This is a genomic window from Pseudomonas brassicacearum, from assembly GCF_003732225.1.
Lineage (GTDB): Bacteria > Pseudomonadota > Gammaproteobacteria > Pseudomonadales > Pseudomonadaceae > Aquipseudomonas > Aquipseudomonas brassicacearum_E.
In genome coordinates, this window is the sequence record NZ_MOBJ01000008.1 from 284,627 (window position 1) to 305,821 (window position 21,195).

The window sequence follows — 21,195 nt, forward strand, 5'->3', positions numbered from 1 at the left end:
GAGTAACCGGCAGACCCGAAGGTCTCCCGCGCACAGCCGCCATAGAAAGCGGCATAGCAGATGCGGAGGCGCCTGCAAATAAGCAGTCAGCTCTCGCACTCATTAGTCAGGTCGCCAAACCCAGTCGCCATATGGGCGACGGAACGGACTATAAGCTGCATCCAATCAAGGGGCAAGGTGACGGATTCTTGGGTTTACGTAGGACCTGTATTGATGCAGTCCTGAACCCTTAAACAGCCCGTCGTACCCGAACAACATCTTTATCAAATCTTTATTCCCCCGCCCCTAATCCTGTCAACAACTTACCAAGCGTCGATCTAGCATTTCCTCATTACCGGAGGAAACGCCATGGACTTCATCTTTTTGCTACTCGGCGCCCTGTTTTTCATCACCCTGGTCGGCCTGGCGCAAGGCTGTGCCGCGCTTAACAGGAGACGGTCATGACGGGCTTCTATCTGTTCGGCGGGCTGATCGCCGCTGGTTTGCTGGTTTACCTGGTCGCCGCGCTGTTGTTTCCGGAGGACTTCCTGTGACTATTCAAGCCTGGGTTTTACTCGGCGCCTTTCTGCTGGCGCTGGGGCTTCTGGCCTGGCCCCTTGGGCGCTGGCTGACCACGGTGATGGAGGGCCGATTTGCCTTCGGCTCGCGCATCGAGTCGCCGCTGTATCGCCTCGCCGGCGTCAAACCTGACGTGCAGATGGGCTGGCTTCAATACGCCCTCGCGCTGATCCTGTTTAACGCGCTCGGGTTGTTGGCGGTGTATGCCTTGCAACGCTTGCAAGGCGTTCTGCCGTTCAACCCGCAGGGGTTTGGCGCGGTCACGCCCGACTCGTCGTTCAACACCGCCACCGCTTTCGTCACCAATACCGACTGGCAAGCCTATAGCGGCGAATCAACGATGAGTTACCTGACCCAGATGCTCGCGCTGACGGTGCAGAACTTTCTGTCCGCCGCCACCGGCATCGTGGTGGCGATTGCCCTGATCCGCGGGTTCGCCCGTCACAGTGCAGACAGCATCGGCAATGCCTGGACCGACCTCACCCGCATCACGTTGTGGGTGTTGTTGCCGCTGTCGCTGATCTTCGCGCTGTTCTTCGTCAGCCAAGGCGCGATCCAGAATCTTGCCCCCTATAAGGAAGTCACGACGATGGAGGTCATGCAGTACCAGGCGCCGGTGCTGAATGCCGCCGGCCTGCCGACCCTGGATGCCCAGGGCAATCCGCTGACCAAGGCCGCCAGCACCGACAAGCAGACCATCGCCATGGGGCCGGTCGCTTCGCAAGAGGCGATCAAGATGCTCGGCACCAATGGCGGTGGTTTCTTCAACGCCAACTCGGCGCACCCCTATGAGAACCCGACCGCCATCACCAACTTCTTCCAGTTGCTCGCGATCTTCCTGATCCCGACCGCGCTGTGTTTCGTGTTCGGTCATGTCGTCGGTGACATACGCCAGGGCTGGGCGCTGCTGGCGACGATGACGATCATCTTCGTGATCGCGGTGGTGGCCGTCACCCATTACGAACAACTCGGCAATCCACAGTTTTCCGCGCTGGGCATTGATATGGCAGCGGGCAACATGGAGGGCAAGGAATTGCGCTTCGGCATCAGCGCCTCCAGCCTGTTTGCGGCTGTGACCACGGCGGCTTCATGCGGTGCGGTCAACGCGATGCACGACTCGTTCACCCCACTGGGCGGCGCGGTGCCGCTGGTGTTGATGCAGTTGGGCGAAGTGGTGTTCGGCGGCACCGGCTCGGGTCTGTACGGCATGCTGGTGTTCGCCATCCTCGCGGTGTTTATCGCCGGTTTGATGATCGGCCGTACACCTGAATACCTGGGCAAGAAGATCGAAGCCTTCGAGATGAAAATGGTCGCCATCGCGATTCTGGTGACGCCGCTGCTGGTGCTGTTCGGCACCGCCATTGCGGTCATGGCCGAGGCCGGCAGGTTGGGGATCGCCAACCCCGCTGCCCATGGTTTTTCGGAGATCCTCTACGCCTTCACCTCGGCGGCCAACAACAACGGCAGTGCCTTCGCCGGGCTGTCGGCCAACACCCCGTTCTACAACACCATGCTGGCGATCGTCAGCTGGTTTGGCCGCTTCGGCGTGATCGTACCGGTGCTCGCGGTCGCCGGCAGCCTGGCGGCGAAGAAACGCCTGGCAGTGACCGGCGGCACCATGCCGACCCACGGGATGCTGTTCGTGGTGCTGCTGATCGGCACGGTGTTGCTGGTCGGCTTGCTGAACTATGTGCCGGCGCTCGCGCTGGGCCCCGTCGTCGAACACCTCATCATGATCAAGTGAGACCACGACCATGACACGCAAAGCGTTCTCCTTGTTCGACCCAAAACTGATAACTCCGGCCATGCTCGAGTCGGTGCGCAAACTCAGCCCCAGAGTCCAGTGGCGCAACCCGGTGATGTTCGTCGTCTACATCGGCGCGATCATCACTACCGGTCTGTGGGTCCAGGCCCTCAGCGGCAAGGGCGAGGCCAGCACCGGGTTCATCCTCGCGATTGCCTTGTGGCTGTGGTTTACCCTGCTGTTCGCCAACTTTGCCGAAGCGCTGGCTGAAGGTCGCAGCAAAGCCCAGGCGGCCTCCCTGCGCGACCTGAAAAAGCAAACCTGGGCGAAGAAACTGCGCGAGCCGCACTACGGCGCCGAGTGGCAGTTGGCTCAGTCGAGCGACTTGTGCAAAGGCGATGTGGTGGTGGTTGAAGCCGGTGACCTCGCGGACTCGGTGATCCCCGCCGACGGCGAGGTGATCGAAGGTGCGGCCTCGGTGGATGAGTCGGCCATTACCGGCGAATCGGCTCCAGTGATTCGCGAATGCGGCGGCGACTTCTCTGCCGTGACCGGCGGTACGCGGGTGCTCTCGGACTGGATCGTCATCCGCGTGACCACCAACCCTGGCGAAACCTTCGTCGACCGCATGATCGCGATGGTCGAGAACGCCAAACGGCAAAAGACCCCGAATGAAATCGCCCTGTCGATCCTGTTGGTCGCCCTGACCATCGTGTTCCTCGGCGTGACGGTGACGCTCCTGCCCTTCTCCCTGTTCGGGGTGGCGGCGGCCAAGTCCGGGGCGCCGGTCTCGATCACTGTGCTCATCTCGTTACTGGTCTGCCTGATTCCCACGACCATCGCCGGCCTGCTGTCGGCCGTCGGTGTGGCCGGCATGAGCCGCATGATGGAAGCCAACGTGATCGCCACTTCCGGCCGGGCCGTGGAGGCCGCCGGTGATGTGGATGTGTTGCTGCTCGACAAGACCGGGACCATCACCCTGGGCAACCGTCACGCCTCGGCGTTTTTACCGGCGCCGGGTATCAAGGAGGCGGAACTGGCGGATGTGGCGCAGCTCGCGTCACTGGCCGACGAAACGCCTGAAGGACGCAGCATCGTGGTCCTGGCCAAGCAACGGTTCAATCTGCGCGAACGCGACATCACGGCGTTGCAGGCGCACTTCGTACACTTTTCGGCGCAGACCCGCATGAGCGGCGTCGACATGGGCACGCGGCAAGTGCGCAAGGGGGCCGGCGAAGCGATCGTGCGGCATGTCCAGAGTCTGGGTGGGCATTTCCCCGAAGCGGTACAGACCGTCGTCGAAGAAGTGGCGCGTCGAGGCAGCACGCCGCTGGTGGTCGCCGACGGGGCCAAGGTGCTGGGCGTCATCGAGCTCAAGGACATCGTCAAGGGTGGCATCAAGGAGCGCTTCGTCGAACTGCGCCGCATGGGCATCAAGACGGTGATGGTGACGGGCGACAACCGGGTGACCGCCGCCGCCATCGCCGCCGAAGCCGGTGTCGATGATTTTTTGGCCGAAGCCACACCCGAACAAAAGCTCGAACTGATCCGCAGTTACCAAGCCGAAGGCCGGCTGGTGGCCATGACCGGCGACGGCACCAACGACGCCCCGGCACTGGCGCAGGCGGATGTCGCCGTGGCGATGAACTCCGGAACTCAGGCCGCCAAGGAAGCCGGCAATATGGTCGACCTGGACAGCAACCCGACGAAATTGATCGAGGTGGTGGAAACCGGCAAACAGATGCTGATGACCCGCGGCTCGCTGACCACTTTCTCGATTGCCAACGACATCGCCAAGTATTTCGCGATCGTCCCGGCGGCCTTCGTCACCACCTACCCGCAGCTCGCGGCACTCAACATCATGGGCCTGACGAGCCCGAACTCAGCGGTGCTGTCGGCGGTGATTTTCAATGCGCTGATTATCATTTTCCTGATTCCCCTGGCGCTCCGAGGCGTGAAGTACCGCCCGGTCGGTGCGGCGCTGCTGCTGCGGCGCAACCTGTTGATCTACGGGCTGGGTGGGGTGATCGTTCCATTCATTGGCATCAAAGTGATCGACATGGCGTTATTCGCTGTCGGTCTGACGTGAGGGAGTATGGCCATGTTATCTCTGCTGCGTCCGGCATTGACCCTGTTGATTGCACTGTCACTGCTCACCGGGCTGGCCTATCCACTGGTCACCACCGGGATCGCCAGGCTGGTCTTTCCTCATCAGGCCGCCGGCAGCCTGATCGAAAGAGACGGCAAAACCGTGGGCTCGCTGTTGATCGGTCAGGGCTTCAGCGATCCGAAGTATTTCTGGAGCCGCCCTTCCGCCACCAGCCCCATGCCCTACAACCCGCTGGCCTCGGGCGGCTCGAATCTGGGCCCGCTGAACCCGGCGCTGGCGGACGCGCTCAAGGGCCGCATCGATGCGTTGCACGCTGCCGATCCGGGCAACACCGCCACGGTCCCCGCCGACCTGGTCTACAGTTCCGCCAGTGGCCTTGATCCGCATATCAGCGTGGCCGCAGCGCTGTACCAGGCGGGCCGGGTTTCACGAGTGCGTAATCTGCCCATCGAGCAGGTTCGCCAATTGATCAGCGAGTATTCTGAAGGGACGCTGCTCGGGTTCCTCGGCGAGCCTCGGGTCAACGTCCTGGCACTGAACCTGGCACTCGACGCCGCACATTGAGCGCTAATACACGGTGAGCTTGATGGCCGAACAACGTCCTGACCCGGACCAGCTACTGGCCCGGATTCGCGAAGAAGAAGCGCAAGCCAAACGCGGTCGGCTGAAGATTTTTTTCGGCGCCAGTGCCGGTGTCGGCAAGACCTACGCGATGCTCGCGGCCGCCCAGGCCGCGAAGCTGCAAAGTGTCGATCTGCTGATCGGCGTGATCGAGACCCATGGCCGTGCAGAAACCCTTGCCCTCACATCGGGGCTCAATCAGCTACCTCTCAAGCAGGTCATCGACAAGAACCGCACGCTGACCGAGTTCGATCTGGACGCAGCCCTCGCGCGCAAACCCGGCTTGATCCTGATCGACGAACTGGCTCACTCCAATGCGGTCGGTTCCCGCCATCCAAAGCGCTGGCAAGACGTAGAGGAACTGCTCAGCGCCGGGATCGATGTCTGGTCGACGATGAATGTTCAGCACCTCGAAAGCCTGAACGACATTGTCGGCGGCATCACCGGCATTCGCGTCTGGGAGACCGTGCCCGACCATGTCTTCGACACCGCCGATGAAGTGGTCATCGTCGACCTGCCGCCCGACGACTTGTTGCAGCGTTTGAAGGAAGGCAAGGTTTATCTGGCGCAACAGGCCGAGCGTGCGGTGCAGAATTTCTTCCGCAAAGGCAACCTGATCGCCCTGCGCGAACTGGCGTTGCGCCGCACCGCCGACCGGGTCGACAGCGACATGTTGCAGTACCGCCAAAGCGGTGCGGTAAAACCGGTCTGGGGAACCCGCGACTCGCTGCTCGCCTGTATCGGCCCCGATGAACAGGCCGAAAAAACCGTACGCTCGACGGCACGCCTGGCCGCTCAGCTCAACGTGCCGTGGCACGCCGTGTATGTCGAAACCCCAGCCTTGCAGCGATTGCCCGAGGCCAAGCGCCGTCGCGTGCTGGCGACTTTGAAGCTGGCCCAGGACATGGGCGCACAGATCTCGACCCTGGCCGGCCAGGACATTGCCGAGACGCTGGTCAAGTACGCACGGCAGCACAATCTTTCAAAAATCGTGCTGGGCCGTGACGAACGTCCGCGTCGCCGACTCTGGCGGCAAGTGCTCGCGGATCGGATTGGCGCGCTAGGCGCCGATCTCGATGTGATTCAAGTCTCGCTGCCGGACAGTCGTCGCCCGAAAGCCGAGGACACCTCCACCGCCAGTGGAAGCCCGATCATCTGGCGACCCTATATCTGGAGCGCAGTGTTGTGTGCGGTGACGACCCTGCTTGCCCTGCCTCTGGCCGGGCTACTGGAGCAGGCGAACATCGTCATGCTGTTCCTGCTGGCGGTCGTTGCCGTGGCGGTTCGCTTTGGCCGTGGCCCGGCCGTCATGGCAGCGTTTGTCTCAGTCGGCGCCTTCGACTTTTTCTTTGTGGCGCCGCGTTTTTCATTCGCCATCGCCGATATCCAGTATCTGGTGACCTTTAGTGTCATGCTCGTGGTCGCCCTGGTGATCGGGCAAATGACCGCCAGCCTGACCTATCAGGCGCGGGTGGCGCAACGACGCGAAGACCGCATGCGCGGGCTTTACGACATGTCGCGTCTGTTGTCCGCCGCGCTGCTGACCGAACAGGTCGCGGAAATCGGCGCGCAGTTTCTGTCCGCCGAATTTGGCGCCCGGTCGGCGTTGCTGGTGGCCGATGATCACAACAAGCTGCTGGCGCCCATGGTCACCGGAGATGCACCACAAGTCGACGTTGCCATTGCCCAATGGTCGTTCGACAAAACCGAACCGGCCGGCTACGGCACCGACACCCTGCCCTCAAGCTCCACGCTTTACCTGCCCTTGTCGGCGCCGATGCGGGTGCGCGGGGTCCTGGCCGTACAACCGCGAGACAGCACCCGGCTGGCGGTGCCGGAACAGCGACGACTGCTCGACACCTGCGCATCATTGCTGGCCATCTCGCTCGAACGGATTCACTACATCAACGTCGCTCAGGACACGACCGTTCAGATGGAATCCGAGCGGTTGCGCAACTCGCTGCTCTCGGCCATCTCCCATGATTTGCGAACCCCGCTGTCGGTCATGGTCGGGCTCGCCGAAGCGCTCAAGCTGACCAGGCCGCCCCTGACCGGCGAAGCCGCCGAGATCGCCACTGCGGTGGGTGAATCCGCGCTGCGCATGAATACGCTGGTCAATAACCTGCTGGACATGGCTCGCCTCGAATCCGGCAAGGTGGTGTTGAATCGTCAATGGCAGCCCATCGAAGACGTGGTCGGTAGCGCCCTGAGAGCTATCCAGCCGATTCTGGGAGAGCGTTCGGTGCAGGTTGAACTGGAAGATGACTTGCCACCGGTGCGCATCGACGCGGTGCTGATCGAGCGCATCCTCATCAACCTGATCGAGAACGCGGTCAAGTACACCCCGCCCGACTCCCCCATCCGTCTGGGGGCCAACGCAACGCCCGAGACCATCGAATTATGGGTCGCCGATGAGGGGCCAGGATTGCCGCACGGTCACGAAGAGGCGATCTTCAACAAGTTCATGCGAGGCAAAAAGGAAAGCTCGATTCCCGGCGTCGGTCTGGGCCTGGCCATCTGCCGAGCGATTGCCCAGGCGCATGACGGGACCATGCTGGGTATCACCCGCCCGGAAGGCGGTGCGCGCTTCACGCTACGTCTGCCCCGTGAAGAGCCACCGAACATTGAAGCGTTGTCGCAGCAGACTGACGAGGACTCACCATGAGCGAGCCTGTACTGCGTGTCCTGCTGATTGAAGACGAGAAGGAAATCCGCCGTTTTGTGCGCATGGCCCTGCAAGCCGATGGCCTGGAAGTGTATGAAGCCGAGACCTTTCAGCGCGGCCTGATCGACGCGGGAACGCGCCGGCCGGACCTGATCGTGCTCGACCTCGGGCTTCCCGATGGTGATGGCGTTGACCTCATCCGGGATCTGCGGACCTGGTCGGAGGTGCCGATCATTGTCTTGTCTGCACGCGGCGCCGAGTCCGCGAAGATCCTCGCCCTGGACACCGGGGCCGACGACTACCTGGTAAAACCCTTCGGCACCGGAGAACTGCTCGCCCGCGTCCGCGCCCTGTTACGCAGACGCGTGAAAGATGCCGAGAACCGTGCGGTGCTGAGCTTCTCCGACATTCAAATTGATCTGGATCGACGCGTCGTGGAGCGCGCCGGTGCGCCTTTGCACCTGACGCCGCTGGAATACCGTTTGCTGGTTCATCTGTGCTCGCACCCGGACCGGGTGCTGACACACCTGCAACTGCTCAAAGCCGTATGGGGGCCTTCGCACACCACCGATACGCCGTACCTGCGGGTCTTCATGGGCGGCCTGCGCAAAAAAATCGAAGCAGATCCGTCCCAGCCACGGCACCTGGTTACCGAAACGGGGGTGGGTTACCGTTTTATTCCTTGAATACTGAACGGCACGAGTTGAATTCAGATTTACACAGCGTCATCGGGCCAGTAGAACGTCTGAATATCCAACGCCTACCAGGAGGAAATCAGTGAGTCGTACCAGCCATGTCCGCCTTATGGCGACCTATAACGAATGGATGAACGCCAAGGTCTATGAGGCTGCCAGAAGCTTGTCTGATGAAGAACTCTCAGCCGACAAAAAAGCATTCTTTGGCTCTATTCTCGGGACGTTGAACCACCTGGCCGCCGGCGACACCGTGTGGCTAAAGCGATTTGCCAGGCACCCAGCGAACCACTTGGCACTGGAGCCTCTGCAGCAGCTTCCTGACCCGAAAAACCTCAGTCAATTGTTGTTCTCCACTGTCCGGGAGCTCTCGGTGCATCGGGAATGGCTCGATCGGATAATCGTCGAATGGGCGTGCTCAATGACAGAGCCGGATTTAGATCACACCCTTCATTATGCAAACATGAAGGGCGTGGTGGCGGATAAGGACTTTTACAGCGTGGTCATGCATTTCTTCAACCATCAGACCCATCACCGCGGCCAGGTTACAACGCTGCTTTCACAAGCAGGAGTCGACGTAGGTGATACCGATCTGGTCCTTCTCATTCCATCCGAGTCCTGCACATAACGAAAGTCCGGCATTAGACGTCGCAACAAAGGCATTGCCTCAAGGCGCAGGCCAGCCTCGGTGGTTAACCGGAGATACACCCGTGATGTTCCAACGCTAACGGCACGGACATTCAATGAGCTTTCAGTAATGGCGTCACGAGCTTATCCAGTAAAGGCAGATCGATTTTCGGATCTCCCACGCTGCCATCCTTGCGCACCACACCTTGCCTGTCGATGACGTAGGTCATCGGCATGCGCCAGACTCGGCCAAAACCCTGGAAATCTGCGTCTCGCTGGAACGCTGCTGGATAGCTGTAATGGGCCATGACCTTGTGCACCATCGGGTCGTCTTCCGGCTCATCCATGCTGATCGCAATAATCTTCAGCCCTTCGCCTTTGTGCTGCTGGTAATAGGTTTCCATGGCCGGCATTTCTTCACGACATGGCTCGCACCACGACGCCCAGAAATTCACGATCACCACCTGATTTGCCTCTTTCTGCAAATCAAATGTCTCGCCATTCAGCGTTTTCGCCGTCAGATTCGGCGCATGCTCGCCCACATCAATCGCCCATACGGGCAGACAAATCAGGCTGCAACAGAGCACGAACAAGGACAGTAGTTTTTTTGCGGACATCAGGTTCCCCTCGGTTTCCGATCATCAAAATACCGCGACAAGGCGTCGGTGAGTGTCACCGACGCCCGACATCATCAGTCTGCGAACTAGAACGAGTAGCGCGCCCCCAGGGTTGCGGTATAGCGCGGAGCAAGCTGCACGCCGTTGACGTTTTGGTACACCGGCAATTGCACGAAGCTGTACAGCGAGGTCTTTTTGCTGACCGGCACCGTCACACCCGGACTGAGGTAGGCCAGAGTGCCACCGGTACTGATGGTGTCGGCATTGGCGCCGTCATCGTGCTCGACGTGCCGCACGTTCAGCTGAATTTGCGGCATGACGTAGGCATTGCCCATGTAACGCAGGCCCACATTCAGATTGACGCCATCACCGGGGCGATAGTGGTCGCTTGAATTCAGCGCCTTCTGCACCATTGCCTGGCCGAAGTAGTCCCAGTTCTTGTTCAGGGAATCCATGTAATAGACCCCCAGAATGCCATCGGTGGTACCGGTGCCGGGTTGCAGGCCACGATCAATGGCCACCGGATCGGGAGAGGTGGGATCGCTCGACGCAGCAGTGTCGTCATGGGCACCGGTGGGCAGCTTCAAGCCAAACATCACGCCCAAATTATGCTGCGGCGTAAACCCCTGGTAGCGGCCGATGATCTTGACGTCGCCCAGGCTGGAGGTCTTGGAATCGTACTGGCCGCCCCCGTCACCCGCCGTGGTGCCGTCCGATGCAGTGCCCAGCGTGCTGTGGCTGCGAAAGATATAAGGCACTTGCAGATCCACGCCCCAGCTCGGATTGAAGCTGTAATCCAGACCCAGTGTCAGATAATCATTGCGTGTGTATTTCTCCACTTCCTGGGGATTGCCGTTGTTGGAGATTTGGCTCGCGGCGCTTGGGGAAATGGTATGGGTGCCGCTGCGCAACTGGTTCTGATTCAGGTAGTCGTAGCGCAGATCGAGCTTCAGCCCGGACGAGTTGCTGATGCCGAGGTTGTCCCAATCGGAGCTGAGGGTGCAGCCGCAACTGGCGCAAGCCAACGCAAGGTGCGGGAATAAAGCGGTGACAGACAAAACCGCGAACGGCAATACGGTACGCCGGGTACGGCGCAGTGATGGCATGACCATGGAGGTGGCATTCCTTGATTAAGTTGCAACGCATAGAGGCAAGCATCCCGAGCAGGCTGGGGATGGTTGGTCATCGCAAAAGAAATCAGGAAACAGCAGGTGGGCCGCGCGGCTCCGAGATCAGCCAGACTGCGCTGAGGTACGGTTTACAGGCCGCTTGTGCACGCACTACATCTGCGTGGCCGGACAATTGCCACTGAACGATGCTGGGCGGTAAACCGATGTCTACCGCATGCACGACGCACAACAGGCAATGGCATTCGTGATACTGATCCGGCGCGGCGGGGTTGCCGGTAGCTGGGGCATGGACGTGCCCGGCCATGTTGCAGTGTTCGCCCATCTCCATCGGCTGCGCATGCGCAGCAGGCAGCCACAGCATCGCGCTCGGCAGCAACGCTGCAAGCATGGCCAGGCACATGGCAAGCTGACGGAATGAGTAGGGAACCCGGGACATGGATACGAAAGGGACGTCGTTAATTATTATCAGGCCGAGATGGCAAAATCGAAATACGGGTATTGCCTTGGGGGCACTTCAATCCGGGTGCCCGGCTCGCTAACGTTTGCAGTGATCCTGCAACGTTCGTCCGCGACGTTCGTCCTTCGTCGGCGCCAAGGGTGACAAACAATGGCAACCAGCACAACGCATCAACAATGCCTGCGACATTGCGCCGCAATCATGGAGTGCCCACGATGAGGCCAGCGGCTCAGGCGTTCTTCTTTTGCAGACTTTGCAGACGCGCGCTCGCTCGTTGCACGGCGGCCATCTTTTCGGGGCGTTTCATGCGCTTCCATTTTCTGATGTCCTCCTTGGTGCGACCACAACTCACACACAGCTCACCGCGCAGCTGACAAACGGCGATACACGGGTTTTCGATGTCCTTGGCCATGCTTCAACCCCGAGTCGAGCGCGTACGCGCCAGGCGTTGCTGCCAGTTTCCGGCATTGACGCGCTGGCATTGCTCTTCAGTGTCAAATTGCACGTGGGCCGAGACCGAATTGACGAGAATGTCCGCTTCACTTAACGCCACGGCTGTCAGTTCGACCATGCGTTCAGCTTGCTCAGTGGCCAGGGCCGCGCTCTTGTTGGCCAGCGTATCGAAGACCCAGGTCACCATCAGGCTGGCGGGGAACGCCGTGTAATCCACTTCGTGGGTCAGCCAGGAGAACCCCACTATTTGCGCTTTGGCCGTCTCGCACGCCTCGGTCAGGGTAACCACCAGGCGACGCTCGATTCGCGCCTGATCGCGTTTGCTTAAAAGCATGGGTGATCCTTTTATGAGTATCTAAAGCCGGCCAAGGGGAGATGTATGGGCCAGCCATATGTTCTTTTAGCGGATGAATCCGCGCTTACAAATGGGCGGCAGGGGGAACGCTGCGGGAAATCAATGACGGCAACCAGACCGAGACACACAACCCGCTTCTTGCGACCTCATCGCAAAACCCCAGGCGGATCTGTGCCCCGCTGCGCTCCGCTACCGCCTTGACGATGGACAGCCCCAGCCCGGACCCGACCTCATGGCTCCCGAGGCTGCGATAAAACGGATCGAACACCCGCTCCCGTTCCTCAGCGGCAATCCCGGGGCCGGAGTCCTTGACCTGCAACAGCGCCCCGCCCTCCTCCATGCCCACCGAAAGATCTACCCGCCCGCCCACAGGCGTATAGCGAATGGCGTTATCAACCAGGTTCTTGACCATGGCGAGCAGGTCGATCTTGTTGATCAGCACCTGCACATCCTGTTCGTCCTCGACTCCGATGTCGATATGCTTGACCTCGGCCAGCGGCAGCAGGTCCTCCAACACGCGACGATAGACGCCATGCACGGAAACCGGGGTTGTGGGCAGCGCCGAGTTCGATTGTGCGGTGGCCAGCGCCAACAGTTGATCAATCAGATTTTTGCCGCGTTCGATCCCCCGCCGCAACGCAAACAGACGCTCCCGGGCCAACGTCGACATGTCTGCGACGGCCAGGCGTTCGGCTTGCAGGGACAGGGCTGTCAGGGGCGAGCGGAGTTCGTGGGCAGCGTCGGCGACGAAGCGGCGCTGGGTTTCCATCGATTGAGCCACACGGTTGAGCAATCGATTGATGGCCAGCACGAAGGGGCGGATCTCGGCGGGCAAATGGTTTTCGTCGATGGGGTGCAGTTCCTGCTCGCCGCGCTGGTCGATCTCGGAAGCCAGTACAGCGATGGGCCGAAACAGCTTGTGCACCAGATCGGCAACCACCAGCAAGAGCACCGGAAACAGGATGAGAAACGGCAGCAGGCCACGCCAGGCGCTCTCGCGGGCGTCCTTGTCGCGCGCACCGGTTTCCTGCGCGACGGCGATGCGCTCGCCACTGGTCAGAGTCTTGACCAGCACACGAAACGGTTCGCCACCGACCTCAAGCGTCGACAAGCCGTCGGCCAGCGTGGTCGGCAGTGGCAGTGGTGCGCCGGCATCCACGTTGCCCGACGCCTTGTTGCTATCGGTCAGGTACTGAACGATGACCCTCGATTCTTCATCGTCGCCCTCGATACCCTTGCCTTGCGCCGGATAGGCCAGCGTCATCTTCTGACGCTCGAACAGCACGGCCACCTGATGTAGGGTGTTGTCCTGCATTTCCAGAGCTTCATCAAAGGCCGAGACGAAAGCGAAAATACCCGCCACGATAGCGACGATCAGGATGGCCAGCGACAGGGAAACGGACAGCCTGACCTTGACCGACTCGCTCAGTCGCTTTTTGAAACCATCCATCCCATACCCCTGACATTCTTGATCACGTGGCTACCCAGCTTGCGACGCAGCGCATGGATCAGGAACTCCACCGCATTGCTTTCGACTTCATTGCCCCAGCCATAGATACGATCTTCAAGCTCGCTGCGCGAAAGAATCGCGCCCGGCCTGATCAACAGCGCCTGCAGTAGCGAGAACTCGCGGCTGGAGAGCTGGACGTCTGGGTTTTCTTCGGTGCTGGCTTGTTTCGAGATCGGGTCCAGCGACACCACGCCGTTGCTGAACACCGGCAGCGCGCTGCCCCCTTTACGGCGCAGGACGGCACGCATACGCGCCAGCAATTCCGCCATTTCAAAGGGTTTGAGCAGGTAATCGTCAGCGCCGCCATCGAGGCCGCGCAAGCGATCGTCGAGGCTGTCGCGGGCCGTGATGATCAACAGCGGAACACCGTTGTTGCGGCCACGAATGCTGCTCAATACCGCAAGGCCGTCCTTGCCGGGCAGACCGAGGTCAAGCAGCACCAGGTCATAATGTTGAATGTCCAGCGCTGTCAGGGCGGTCAAACCATTCGTGACCCAGTCAGCGGCATAACTGGCATCCTTCAGTGCGCCCTGGATCGCGTCTCCGATCATCGGGTCGTCTTCGACCAGCAAAATCCGCATGTCCCTCTCCGGTGAATAAGTGAGGCTCGGCACTCACGCGGGTTGGCACCTGCGTAAATGTCGAGCCTGCATTGAATCACCTGTTCCAGCGTGCGCGAAGCGATTTATTGGTATTGAAAGCCATCCGCTTCGCGGCTTGCGGTCATTATTTCCCTTGCAGCGTGTTGAAGGTTTTCAGCAAAACATCCATTGCCGCCTTGCAGTCGCTCTGTTTCGGGCTGTCGGCGCGCAAGGCCTCAAGTGCACTGTCGATGGCCTTGTCCAGTACATGCCAGTCGCCGGCAGCACGCGGCTTGAGGCCGGCTTCGGCAGAGTCCCAGGATAATTCCAGGTCCTTGATCCGGGTTTTCGCACCGGGCAAGTCGCTCTTGTCGACGAGGCCGGCGACGCTTGTTGCGATGTTCTGGAATGCCGACAGGTCGCCCAGTTTCGAGGCCGAACTCTGGACCGCACTGGTCTGAACACTGGCCGCGCCCGACGTCGCGTTCGCTTTAGGGGCATCGGCAGGTTTCGAACACCCGGCGGCCAGGCCCAACACGACGATGGCGGAAAGGATGGCGGCTTTACGCATGGCGGTTTGCACGTAGAACATGATTTTTCCTTGATAGGCTATTTGAACGAGTTATTCAGTGGCGAGGTTGCGATTGCCGGCGTTCATCTGCGCGGCGGCGACCAAAATCAGGATGACACTGAGGAAAATCGCGCTGGTCCACATGGCGCCCATACCGAGGCCGCCATAAGTCTTGGCTTGAGTCAGCAAGTCTCCCAGGGAAGCACCGAACGGACGGGTCAGGATGTAGGCGATCCAGAAGGTCAGGACCGCATTGCCGCCCAGGCGCCAGGCAGCGAGCGTCACGGCGATCAGCACGCCAAAAATCACCGCGCCCAGCGTGAAGCCAAGGCCCAGCGCCTCGGTGGCCAGGTCGCCGGCCGCCGTGCCCAGCGCAAAGGTGCAAAGCACCGTCGCCCAATAGAACAATTCCCGGCGCGGCGTGACGATTTCAGTGATGGACAGGCTGCGTTCCAACTTGAACCAGATCAGGAAATTGATCGCCAGCAATACGGAAAATACCGCCGTGCTGGCATACAGGCTGACGCCCAGCTTGTCGGTCAGCACATCGGTAATCTGCGTCCCGACGACACTCACCAGCACCACCGTAAGCCAGTAAATCCAAGGGGTGTAGGCGCGTGTGCGAAGTTGGCCGAACAGTGCGATCGCCAGCAGAACGGCCATGCCGATACTGGTGACACTCTGCCCCAGACCCGCATCGACAGCCAGAAAGTCGGCGCCGGTTTCACCCACGGTAGTGGACATGATCTTGATGACCCAGAAGGACAGCGTCACTTCGGGGACTTTGTTGAGCAAGTCGGCTTTTGTAAGCGGCTTCATGTGGGTGCTTCTCCTTAACGGCGCTGCAATTGGCGTCAGGAGAGACTACGCAGACAAACTTAGCTGGGACTGAGGAGCGTCGATTGTCGTCGATGAACCGAACCTGAAACCACGGCCCGATCTATACACAAGGGCTTCGCGGGTGCTCTTGGCCACCACTGGCTAACAAAAATGATGTCAATAGCTGGTAGCAAACCGTTACAAATAAGGCGATCATTCAGCTCGCAGTCACCATGAACGACCGCCTGATAGAGCGGTTCAGTCCAGGATCTTTTGTCCACTGCCGAGCTTTCCGAACGTGGCTTCGGGGTAGTGGAGAAGCCTTACTTCTTAAGGAAAGTATTTTGACAAACGTCTGTTCCAGCGGCCTTGATATTGGCTTTGCTTCTCTGGATTACATGCAAATTGGCATCCTGGGCATCATTCAAGGCATCACCGAGCTATTACCCATTTCATCCACTGCGCACATGCGAATCGTACCCGCCCTTCTCGGCTGGCCCGATCCCGGCTCGGCGTTTTCCGCTGCCATGCAATTGGCCGCACTGGCTGCGGTCGTCAGCTATTTCTGGCGTGACGTACGGGAAGTCGTCACGGGGAGCATAGGCGCCGTGCGCCAGCGTGATTACAGCAACCAGTCATTCAAGCTGGCCGTTGCCATTGTGCTGGCGACCATCCCGATTGGCATCGCGGGCCTGGCCTTGTCCTCGCTACTCAATACCTGCAACTCACCCTTGCGTGGCCTGATGGTGATTGGTATCTCCTGCGTGGTGATGGCCGTTCTGCTGGCCGCAGCCGAACTCAGCTGCCGTCATCAGCGTGTCGTGGGAGAGATGCGCCTGCGGGATGCATTGATCGTCGGCATTGCGCAGATTGGCGCGCTGATACCTGGCGTTTCCCGCTCCGGTTCAACACTCACCGCAGCGCTCTTTCTTAATTTCAAACGCGAAGAAGCCGCGCGCTTCTCGTTCCTGCTGGGGCTGCCCGCTATCGCGTTGGCCGGTTTGAAAGAGTTGTGGGTGCTGTTTCATGCACAGATCCCGGCCGAAGCCTGGTCGCACCTGATTTTCGGGCTGGTGATCGCCAGCGTGTCGGCATTCTGCGCCATCTGGGGCCTGATGAAGTTCCTGGAAAGGTTTTCCACCTGGCCTTTCGTTATCTACCGGGCGGTACTGGGTATTTTCCTGATTGTCGCGGTCAGTACCGGGCTTCTGAGCTAAATAACCTTCAAACGCTAATAGAGCCCGGCCGAGTGCCTAATGCCAGTCAGTTAAGGGATTTCAGGCTAGGCACATACCCCGTAGCAGCTGGCGAAGCCTGCGTTCGGCTGCGAAGCAGTCGTAAAATCAGACTCCACGTTTTTCAGGTTAACCGTGGCGGCAGGATTTACGGCCGCTGTGCAGCCGAACGCAGGCTTCGCCAGCTGCTACGGATTGTGTAGCGCCTTAACTGGCTGGCATTAGGTCCAGTGCCGGGCTTTTTTATTAGACGAGCAACCGGTTCAGTTGATCGAATGCATCCGCCCAAGTCATCTGCCCGCGCCAGGGCATCCCTGCAACATCGTCATTTACGCGCCAACTTATACCTGACGCACTCTTCATAGAAGCTCTGCCGGACAGCACCGGGCTTCATCCGCGATGGACTGTCGTAGGTTTGCTCGGTGATGCCCATGGCCATCATGCGCATCCAGCCCTTGCTGAACTTGTAGGTCTGAAGCTTCTGGCGAGCGGCATACAGTGAAACCCCCGACAGTTTGAGCTCCTGGGCTTTTGCCGCAGTACCCGCGCCCCAGCTGCACATAAAGCGATCATTCGACATCAACTCTTTGGCCTCGACAGAGACTGCAACACTCGCCAGGGCCAGCGAGATCAATACTTTGCGCATTTGCATTCCGACTAACCAACTGAAAATAAAGTGATTTTGGCGATAATTTTGAGGCTTCGGGGCCAGCAAAATGCCTGCTACGCGGCTGACTGAATGGGCTCGGTGACACCCGGCCGCATGATGATTCCCCGCCGACACGGCGAGGACAATTGACAGCAGCGCGAGGAAAACCAGAGCGACCAGATAGCGCCACGGGATCTCGAGGTTCTCGGGTGGAGCATCAAACGTTTGCATTCATGCCCGGTCGCCGGAGAAGATGAAAGCAGCACGATCGCTCTGGCACTGACTATCCTGATGCTACTGAGCCTGTCGGGCTCGATAACATCGTTCTCAGGGAATATCGAATGACCGCAAGACAAGTAATCAATGCTTCGGTGAGCCCAAAGGGCAGCCTGGAGACGCTGTCCCAACGCGAAGTTCAGCAACTGAGCGCCGCCGGATCGGGCAGCATCTACTCTCTCTTCCGCCAGTGCGCCCTGGCAATCCTCAATACCGGCGCCCATGTCGACAACGCCAAGACCATCCTTGAAGCCTATCGGGACTTCGAGATTCGCATTCATCAGCAAGATCGTGGTGTACGCCTGGAGCTGCTCAATGCACCCGCGGACGCCTTCGTCGACGGCGAAATGATCGCCAGCACCCGCGAGATGCTGTTCAGCGCCCTGCGCGACATCGTTTATACCGAGAATGAGCTGGACAGCCAGCGCATCGACCTGAGCTCGTCCCAAGGCATCAGCGACTACGTCTTCCACCTGCTGCGCAACGCCCGCACCCTGCGCGCCGGCGTGGAGCCGAAAATCGTCGTGTGCTGGGGCGGTCACTCGATCAGCAGCGAGGAATATCAGTACACCAAGAAGGTCGGCCACGAACTCGGCCTGCGCAGCCTGGATGTCTGCACCGGCTGCGGGCCTGGGGTGATGAAAGGCCCGATGAAGGGCGCGACCATTTCCCACGCAAAGCAACGGATCACCCACGGCCGCTACCTGGGGCTGACGGAGCCTGGAATCATCGCGGCCGAAGCGCCGAACCCGATCGTCAATGAACTGGTGATCCTGCCGGACATCGAGAAGCGTCTGGAAGCCTTCGTACGCGTTGGCCACGGCATTATCATTTTCCCGGGCGGTGCCGGTACCGCCGAAGAGTTCCTCTATCTGCTCGGAATCCTGATGCACCCGGACAACCGCGATCTGCCCTTCCCGGTGATTCTGACCGGACCGAAGAGCGCGGAACCGTACTTGCAGCAGCTGCATGCATTCGTCGGCGCGACACTGGGCAAAGACGCGCAAAGTCACTACGAGATCATCATCGACGACCCGGCCCAGGTGGCCCGGCAAATGACTCAAGGGCTCAAGGACGTCAAACAGTTCCGTCGCGAGCGTAACGATGCGTTCCATTTCAACTGGCTGCTGAAGATCGACGAAGGCTTCCAGCGCCCGTTCGATCCAACCCACGAAAACATGGCCAGCCTGCAACTACGCCACGACCTGCCACCGCACGAACTGGCAGCGAACCTGCGCCGCGCGTTTTCCGGCATCGTCGCCGGTAACGTCAAGGACAAGGGCATCCGCCTGATCGAGAAACATGGTCCTTACAAGATCCACGGCGACGTAGCGGTCATGCAACCGCTGGACAAACTGCTGCAAGCATTTGTCGCGCAACACCGCATGAAACTGCCAGGTGGCGCGGAGTATGTGCCCTGCTATCAGGTCATCAGTTAAAAGCAGCTTCGTGTCGACAGGCTCGGGACCGTGCGGTTCCGGGCCGTCCCCGCAGACGTCAGGTCAAGGCTTCGCCCACTCGGCGACCTTCTGCGCACTGATGCTGATCCCGCCACACACCACGACAACCACATCATGGGCACCGACAATCGCCGGGTGATCCAGATACGCGACAGCCAGCGAGACACCGCACGCCGGTTCCACCAATTGGCGCAGGTCATCGGCATAGCGGACAACACCCATGATGGCGTCGGCATCCGTCAGCACGACACAGGTGTGCTGGAAATTCTGGATGTGCTGAACCGGCCACTGCGCGACTTGCAGCGCACCGAGTGAGCTGGCAACGGTGTTGATTTCGGGGAGTTTGACCGGATGCCCGGCTTTGACCGCGGCGGCGAATGAGGCTGCGCCCTCGGTTTCGCAAGCGATGATCCGGCAATCCAGTCGAGCATGGCGTTCCAGACCGGTCAGGATCCCGGCCAGCAAACCACCCCCGCCAACCGACGCCACCATCGTGTCGACCTGAGGGCAGTCCTGCAGAATTTCATCGATCATCGTGCTGTGCCCTTCCCAAAGCGTCGGGTGGTCGAACGCGGGCACGTATTCGGTATCAGGCTCTTTGGCCAACTCCAGCGCCAACTGGTTAGCCTCGTCCCACACCTGACCGTGCACGATCACTTTCGCCCCGGTTTTGGCGATCCGCGCCCGGGTGCTTTCCGGGGTGGTGTGCGGCACGATGATGCTCGCTTCCAGACCCAACGCCGCAGCGGCCACTGCCGTCGCATAGCCGGCATTGCCACCGGAAGGACAGACCACTTTCTTCATGCCCTGCTCGGCCGCTCGAGTACAGAGCAGGCCCATGCCACGCAACTTGAATGAACCGCTGGGTTGCAGGTTTTCCAGCTTGAGCCAGATGCGCCGGCTCGGCGTCGAGAGCCCCGGATGGAGTACCAAGGGTGTTCTGATATGCAGCATCGCGGGCTTCCTGATAACAATCGGATGAATGGAAACCCGGTACCGGTGCTGATTCGAACAGGCAAAGACACATTCGAGGAGTGCCCCCTGGACCGGGCTGTACACCTGAGTTTAGACGTACGTACCTTCCTGGCTCGCCAGGGATATCAAGCCTGGTGACCGCACGGCTCGGCCCTTTTGCCGACGGTTCCGAATTCAACCGGCGCCTTGATGTAAAACAAGCTGATGTCTTCGGCCTCGAGTCGCTCGAACAGGCGCGAGCACTCTTCTTCGGTAATCGCCATACGGATCTCGGCGGGCTGATCGCCCATCTCGAAAAAATGCGCGGAATGGAGTTTCCCGGAATGCCCGAAACCTTCGATTCCGGTGGCCAGGGTGGCCCCGTGCAGGCCCATGTCTTTCGCCAGATCGATGAGCCAGTCACCGAGCATTTTTCCGTGATGACGGCGGTTCTGTTGGGTATAGAAAATCACCAGAAAACCTTGCATGGCGAATCTCCTCTCTATGGCTTCATTTACTCAACATAAACCGGGGATTTGTTCTAGCGGTGGGAAAGAAGATCAGCGGTCATACGCAGCGTTCGGGGGGCTGCTATGCCTTCTCATGGGAGCTGTCGATCAAGCCAGCCAACGGACAAGCTGCAAACCGATGCGTGGCCATGGTCGCGGCACCAACCTCGTGCGCGCAGAGAAAAACCGGTGCCAACCCCTGACAGGAGGTGGCAGATGCTCTACATCGTCAGTTGGTCAATCACTCCGGAACGGCGCAATAGCGCGATCGAACGTTTTCTCAAGACAGGTGGGGCTCCACCTGCAGGCGTCACCATGCTGGGACGCTGGCATGCCGTAGGACGCATGACCGGATTTGGTGTTGCAGAGGCCAGTGATGTCACGCTGATACAGAAATGGGTGCTCGAATGGAGTGACCTTTTGGCCATGGAGATTCTCCCCGCATTGACGGATGAGCAGGCGGCTCCGCTGCTGGCAGCGGCGCTGGGCAAATAACCGTCGGCGTCTATTGATCGTTCCCATGCTCCCGTGGGAACGATTGCCAGTCAGTTCTGGCAAGCGAAGCAAATCCAGTGTGGGAGCGAGCTTGCTCGCGATAGCGG

General features: G+C 60.0%; 22 protein-coding genes. 10 read left to right on the plus strand and 12 right to left on the minus strand.

Going from position 1 to position 21,195, the window contains the following annotated elements:
* Positions 1-440 precede the first annotated feature (440 nt).
* From kdpF to BK659_RS13445, 7 genes are all read left to right on the plus strand, one after another.
* On the plus strand, positions 441-533 hold the full coding sequence (kdpF, locus tag BK659_RS13415; RefSeq protein WP_019689681.1) for a K(+)-transporting ATPase subunit F: 93 nt from the start codon (positions 441-443) through the stop codon (positions 531-533).
* The gene (gene kdpA / locus BK659_RS13420; RefSeq protein WP_123425536.1) at positions 530-2,302 is read left to right on the plus strand and encodes a potassium-transporting ATPase subunit KdpA; all 1,773 of its coding nucleotides are present in this window, start codon (positions 530-532) and stop codon (positions 2,300-2,302) included. The genes kdpF and kdpA overlap by 4 nt, the downstream gene beginning before the upstream one ends.
* Positions 2,303-2,312: 10 nt before the next feature.
* Positions 2,313-4,391, plus strand: coding sequence for a potassium-transporting ATPase subunit KdpB (kdpB, locus tag BK659_RS13425; RefSeq protein WP_123425537.1), 2,079 nt, complete (start codon positions 2,313-2,315; stop codon positions 4,389-4,391).
* A 12-nt stretch (positions 4,392-4,403) separates the two neighbouring features.
* Positions 4,404-4,976 (plus strand): potassium-transporting ATPase subunit KdpC, encoded by a 573-nt coding sequence (kdpC, locus tag BK659_RS13430; RefSeq protein WP_123425538.1) that lies wholly within the window; start codon positions 4,404-4,406, stop codon positions 4,974-4,976.
* A 22-nt stretch (positions 4,977-4,998) separates the two neighbouring features.
* Positions 4,999-7,698, plus strand: coding sequence for a two-component system sensor histidine kinase KdpD (kdpD, locus tag BK659_RS13435; protein ID WP_123425539.1), 2,700 nt, complete (start codon positions 4,999-5,001; stop codon positions 7,696-7,698).
* The gene (kdpE, locus tag BK659_RS13440) at positions 7,695-8,384 is read left to right on the plus strand and encodes a two-component system response regulator KdpE (RefSeq protein ID WP_123425540.1); all 690 of its coding nucleotides are present in this window, start codon (positions 7,695-7,697) and stop codon (positions 8,382-8,384) included. Before kdpD ends, kdpE begins: the two co-directional genes overlap by 4 nt.
* A gap of 91 nt (positions 8,385-8,475) precedes the next feature.
* Positions 8,476-9,018, plus strand: a complete 543-nt coding sequence (locus BK659_RS13445; RefSeq protein ID WP_123425541.1) for a DinB family protein — start codon at positions 8,476-8,478, stop codon at positions 9,016-9,018.
* A gap of 112 nt (positions 9,019-9,130) precedes the next feature.
* On the opposite strand, the gene BK659_RS13450 is transcribed toward BK659_RS13445, so the two are convergent.
* The 9 genes from BK659_RS13450 to BK659_RS13490 form a co-directional block, all read right to left on the minus strand.
* Entirely contained in the window at positions 9,131-9,634 is a 504-nt protein-coding gene (locus tag BK659_RS13450; RefSeq protein ID WP_123425542.1) for a TlpA disulfide reductase family protein, read from the minus strand.
* A gap of 86 nt (positions 9,635-9,720) precedes the next feature.
* On the minus strand, positions 9,721-10,746 hold the full coding sequence (locus BK659_RS13455; protein WP_123425543.1) for a TonB-dependent receptor: 1,026 nt from the start codon (positions 10,744-10,746) through the stop codon (positions 9,721-9,723).
* A gap of 85 nt (positions 10,747-10,831) precedes the next feature.
* Positions 10,832-11,200: a DUF2946 family protein gene (locus tag BK659_RS13460; RefSeq protein ID WP_123425544.1), complete on the minus strand. Its 369-nt coding sequence runs from the start codon at positions 11,198-11,200 to the stop codon at positions 10,832-10,834.
* A gap of 250 nt (positions 11,201-11,450) precedes the next feature.
* A complete protein-coding gene (locus BK659_RS13465) occupies positions 11,451-11,633 on the minus strand; it encodes a DUF1289 domain-containing protein (protein WP_123425545.1) in 183 nt (60 codons plus the stop codon).
* A gap of 3 nt (positions 11,634-11,636) precedes the next feature.
* Positions 11,637-12,008, minus strand: a complete 372-nt coding sequence (locus BK659_RS13470; protein WP_123425546.1) for a hypothetical protein — start codon at positions 12,006-12,008, stop codon at positions 11,637-11,639.
* 85 nt (positions 12,009-12,093) lie between these two features.
* On the minus strand, positions 12,094-13,479 hold the full coding sequence (locus BK659_RS13475; protein ID WP_123425547.1) for an ATP-binding protein: 1,386 nt from the start codon (positions 13,477-13,479) through the stop codon (positions 12,094-12,096).
* On the minus strand, positions 13,455-14,120 hold the full coding sequence (locus BK659_RS13480) for a response regulator transcription factor (protein WP_123425548.1): 666 nt from the start codon (positions 14,118-14,120) through the stop codon (positions 13,455-13,457). The genes BK659_RS13475 and BK659_RS13480 overlap by 25 nt, the downstream gene beginning before the upstream one ends.
* A 145-nt stretch (positions 14,121-14,265) precedes the next feature.
* Positions 14,266-14,712 (minus strand): hypothetical protein, encoded by a 447-nt coding sequence (locus BK659_RS13485; protein WP_123425549.1) that lies wholly within the window; start codon positions 14,710-14,712, stop codon positions 14,266-14,268.
* A 30-nt stretch (positions 14,713-14,742) separates the two neighbouring features.
* Entirely contained in the window at positions 14,743-15,510 is a 768-nt protein-coding gene (locus BK659_RS13490) for a COG4705 family protein (protein ID WP_123425550.1), read from the minus strand.
* Between the two features lie 344 nt (positions 15,511-15,854).
* Here BK659_RS13490 and BK659_RS13495 point away from each other — a divergent pair, with 344 nt between their 5' ends.
* Positions 15,855-16,727 carry an undecaprenyl-diphosphate phosphatase gene (locus tag BK659_RS13495; RefSeq protein WP_123425551.1) on the plus strand — a complete coding sequence of 291 codons (873 nt, stop codon included), beginning with the start codon at positions 15,855-15,857 and terminating at the stop codon, positions 16,725-16,727.
* A gap of 343 nt (positions 16,728-17,070) precedes the next feature.
* On the opposite strand, the gene BK659_RS13500 is transcribed toward BK659_RS13495, so the two are convergent.
* Positions 17,071-17,397, minus strand: coding sequence for a hypothetical protein (locus BK659_RS13500; RefSeq protein WP_404942532.1), 327 nt, complete (start codon positions 17,395-17,397; stop codon positions 17,071-17,073).
* A gap of 338 nt (positions 17,398-17,735) precedes the next feature.
* Between BK659_RS13500 and ppnN the strand changes: the two genes are divergently transcribed.
* Positions 17,736-19,109 carry a nucleotide 5'-monophosphate nucleosidase PpnN gene (gene ppnN / locus BK659_RS13505; protein WP_123425552.1) on the plus strand — a complete coding sequence of 458 codons (1,374 nt, stop codon included), beginning with the start codon at positions 17,736-17,738 and terminating at the stop codon, positions 19,107-19,109.
* Between the two features lie 63 nt (positions 19,110-19,172).
* On the opposite strand, the gene BK659_RS13510 is transcribed toward ppnN, so the two are convergent.
* Both BK659_RS13510 and BK659_RS13515 read right to left on the minus strand, forming a co-directional pair.
* A complete protein-coding gene (locus BK659_RS13510) occupies positions 19,173-20,084 on the minus strand; it encodes a pyridoxal-phosphate dependent enzyme (RefSeq protein WP_123425553.1) in 912 nt (303 codons plus the stop codon).
* A 146-nt stretch (positions 20,085-20,230) separates the two neighbouring features.
* Positions 20,231-20,572: a DUF190 domain-containing protein gene (locus tag BK659_RS13515; protein WP_123425554.1), complete on the minus strand. Its 342-nt coding sequence runs from the start codon at positions 20,570-20,572 to the stop codon at positions 20,231-20,233.
* Positions 20,573-20,809: 237 nt separating this feature from the next.
* On the opposite strand from BK659_RS13515, the gene BK659_RS13520 reads away from it, so the two are divergent.
* Entirely contained in the window at positions 20,810-21,088 is a 279-nt protein-coding gene (locus BK659_RS13520) for a DUF3303 domain-containing protein (protein WP_123425555.1), read from the plus strand.
* Positions 21,089-21,195 lie beyond the last annotated feature (107 nt).

Excerpts from the sequence above, each read along its gene's own strand:
- kdpD (WP_123425539.1), top strand. The coding sequence starts at position 4,999 with ATGGCCGAACAACGTCCTGACCCGGACCAGCTACTGGCCCGGATTCGC.
- kdpE (WP_123425540.1), top strand. The coding sequence starts at position 7,695 with ATGAGCGAGCCTGTACTGCGTGTCCTGCTGATTGAAGACGAGAAGGAA.
- BK659_RS13475 (WP_123425547.1), bottom strand. The coding sequence starts at position 13,479 with ATGGATGGTTTCAAAAAGCGACTGAGCGAGTCGGTCAAGGTCAGGCTG.
- BK659_RS13485 (WP_123425549.1), bottom strand. The coding sequence starts at position 14,712 with ATGTTCTACGTGCAAACCGCCATGCGTAAAGCCGCCATCCTTTCCGCC.
- BK659_RS13455 (WP_123425543.1), bottom strand. The coding sequence starts at position 10,746 with ATGGTCATGCCATCACTGCGCCGTACCCGGCGTACCGTATTGCCGTTC.
- BK659_RS13490 (WP_123425550.1), bottom strand. The coding sequence starts at position 15,510 with ATGAAGCCGCTTACAAAAGCCGACTTGCTCAACAAAGTCCCCGAAGTG.
- BK659_RS13480 (WP_123425548.1), bottom strand. The coding sequence starts at position 14,120 with ATGCGGATTTTGCTGGTCGAAGACGACCCGATGATCGGAGACGCGATC.
- BK659_RS13520 (WP_123425555.1), top strand. The coding sequence starts at position 20,810 with ATGCTCTACATCGTCAGTTGGTCAATCACTCCGGAACGGCGCAATAGC.
- BK659_RS13510 (WP_123425553.1), bottom strand. The coding sequence starts at position 20,084 with ATGCTGCATATCAGAACACCCTTGGTACTCCATCCGGGGCTCTCGACG.
- BK659_RS13470 (WP_123425546.1), bottom strand. The coding sequence starts at position 12,008 with ATGCTTTTAAGCAAACGCGATCAGGCGCGAATCGAGCGTCGCCTGGTG.
- BK659_RS13450 (WP_123425542.1), bottom strand. The coding sequence starts at position 9,634 with ATGTCCGCAAAAAAACTACTGTCCTTGTTCGTGCTCTGTTGCAGCCTG.
- kdpC (WP_123425538.1), top strand. The coding sequence starts at position 4,404 with ATGTTATCTCTGCTGCGTCCGGCATTGACCCTGTTGATTGCACTGTCA.
- BK659_RS13515 (WP_123425554.1), bottom strand. The coding sequence starts at position 20,572 with ATGCAAGGTTTTCTGGTGATTTTCTATACCCAACAGAACCGCCGTCAT.
- kdpF (WP_019689681.1), top strand. The coding sequence starts at position 441 with ATGACGGGCTTCTATCTGTTCGGCGGGCTGATCGCCGCTGGTTTGCTG.
- kdpB (WP_123425537.1), top strand. The coding sequence starts at position 2,313 with ATGACACGCAAAGCGTTCTCCTTGTTCGACCCAAAACTGATAACTCCG.
- BK659_RS13465 (WP_123425545.1), bottom strand. The coding sequence starts at position 11,633 with ATGGCCAAGGACATCGAAAACCCGTGTATCGCCGTTTGTCAGCTGCGC.
- ppnN (WP_123425552.1), top strand. The coding sequence starts at position 17,736 with ATGACCGCAAGACAAGTAATCAATGCTTCGGTGAGCCCAAAGGGCAGC.
- BK659_RS13460 (WP_123425544.1), bottom strand. The coding sequence starts at position 11,200 with ATGTCCCGGGTTCCCTACTCATTCCGTCAGCTTGCCATGTGCCTGGCC.
- BK659_RS13500 (WP_404942532.1), bottom strand. The coding sequence starts at position 17,397 with ATGCAAATGCGCAAAGTATTGATCTCGCTGGCCCTGGCGAGTGTTGCA.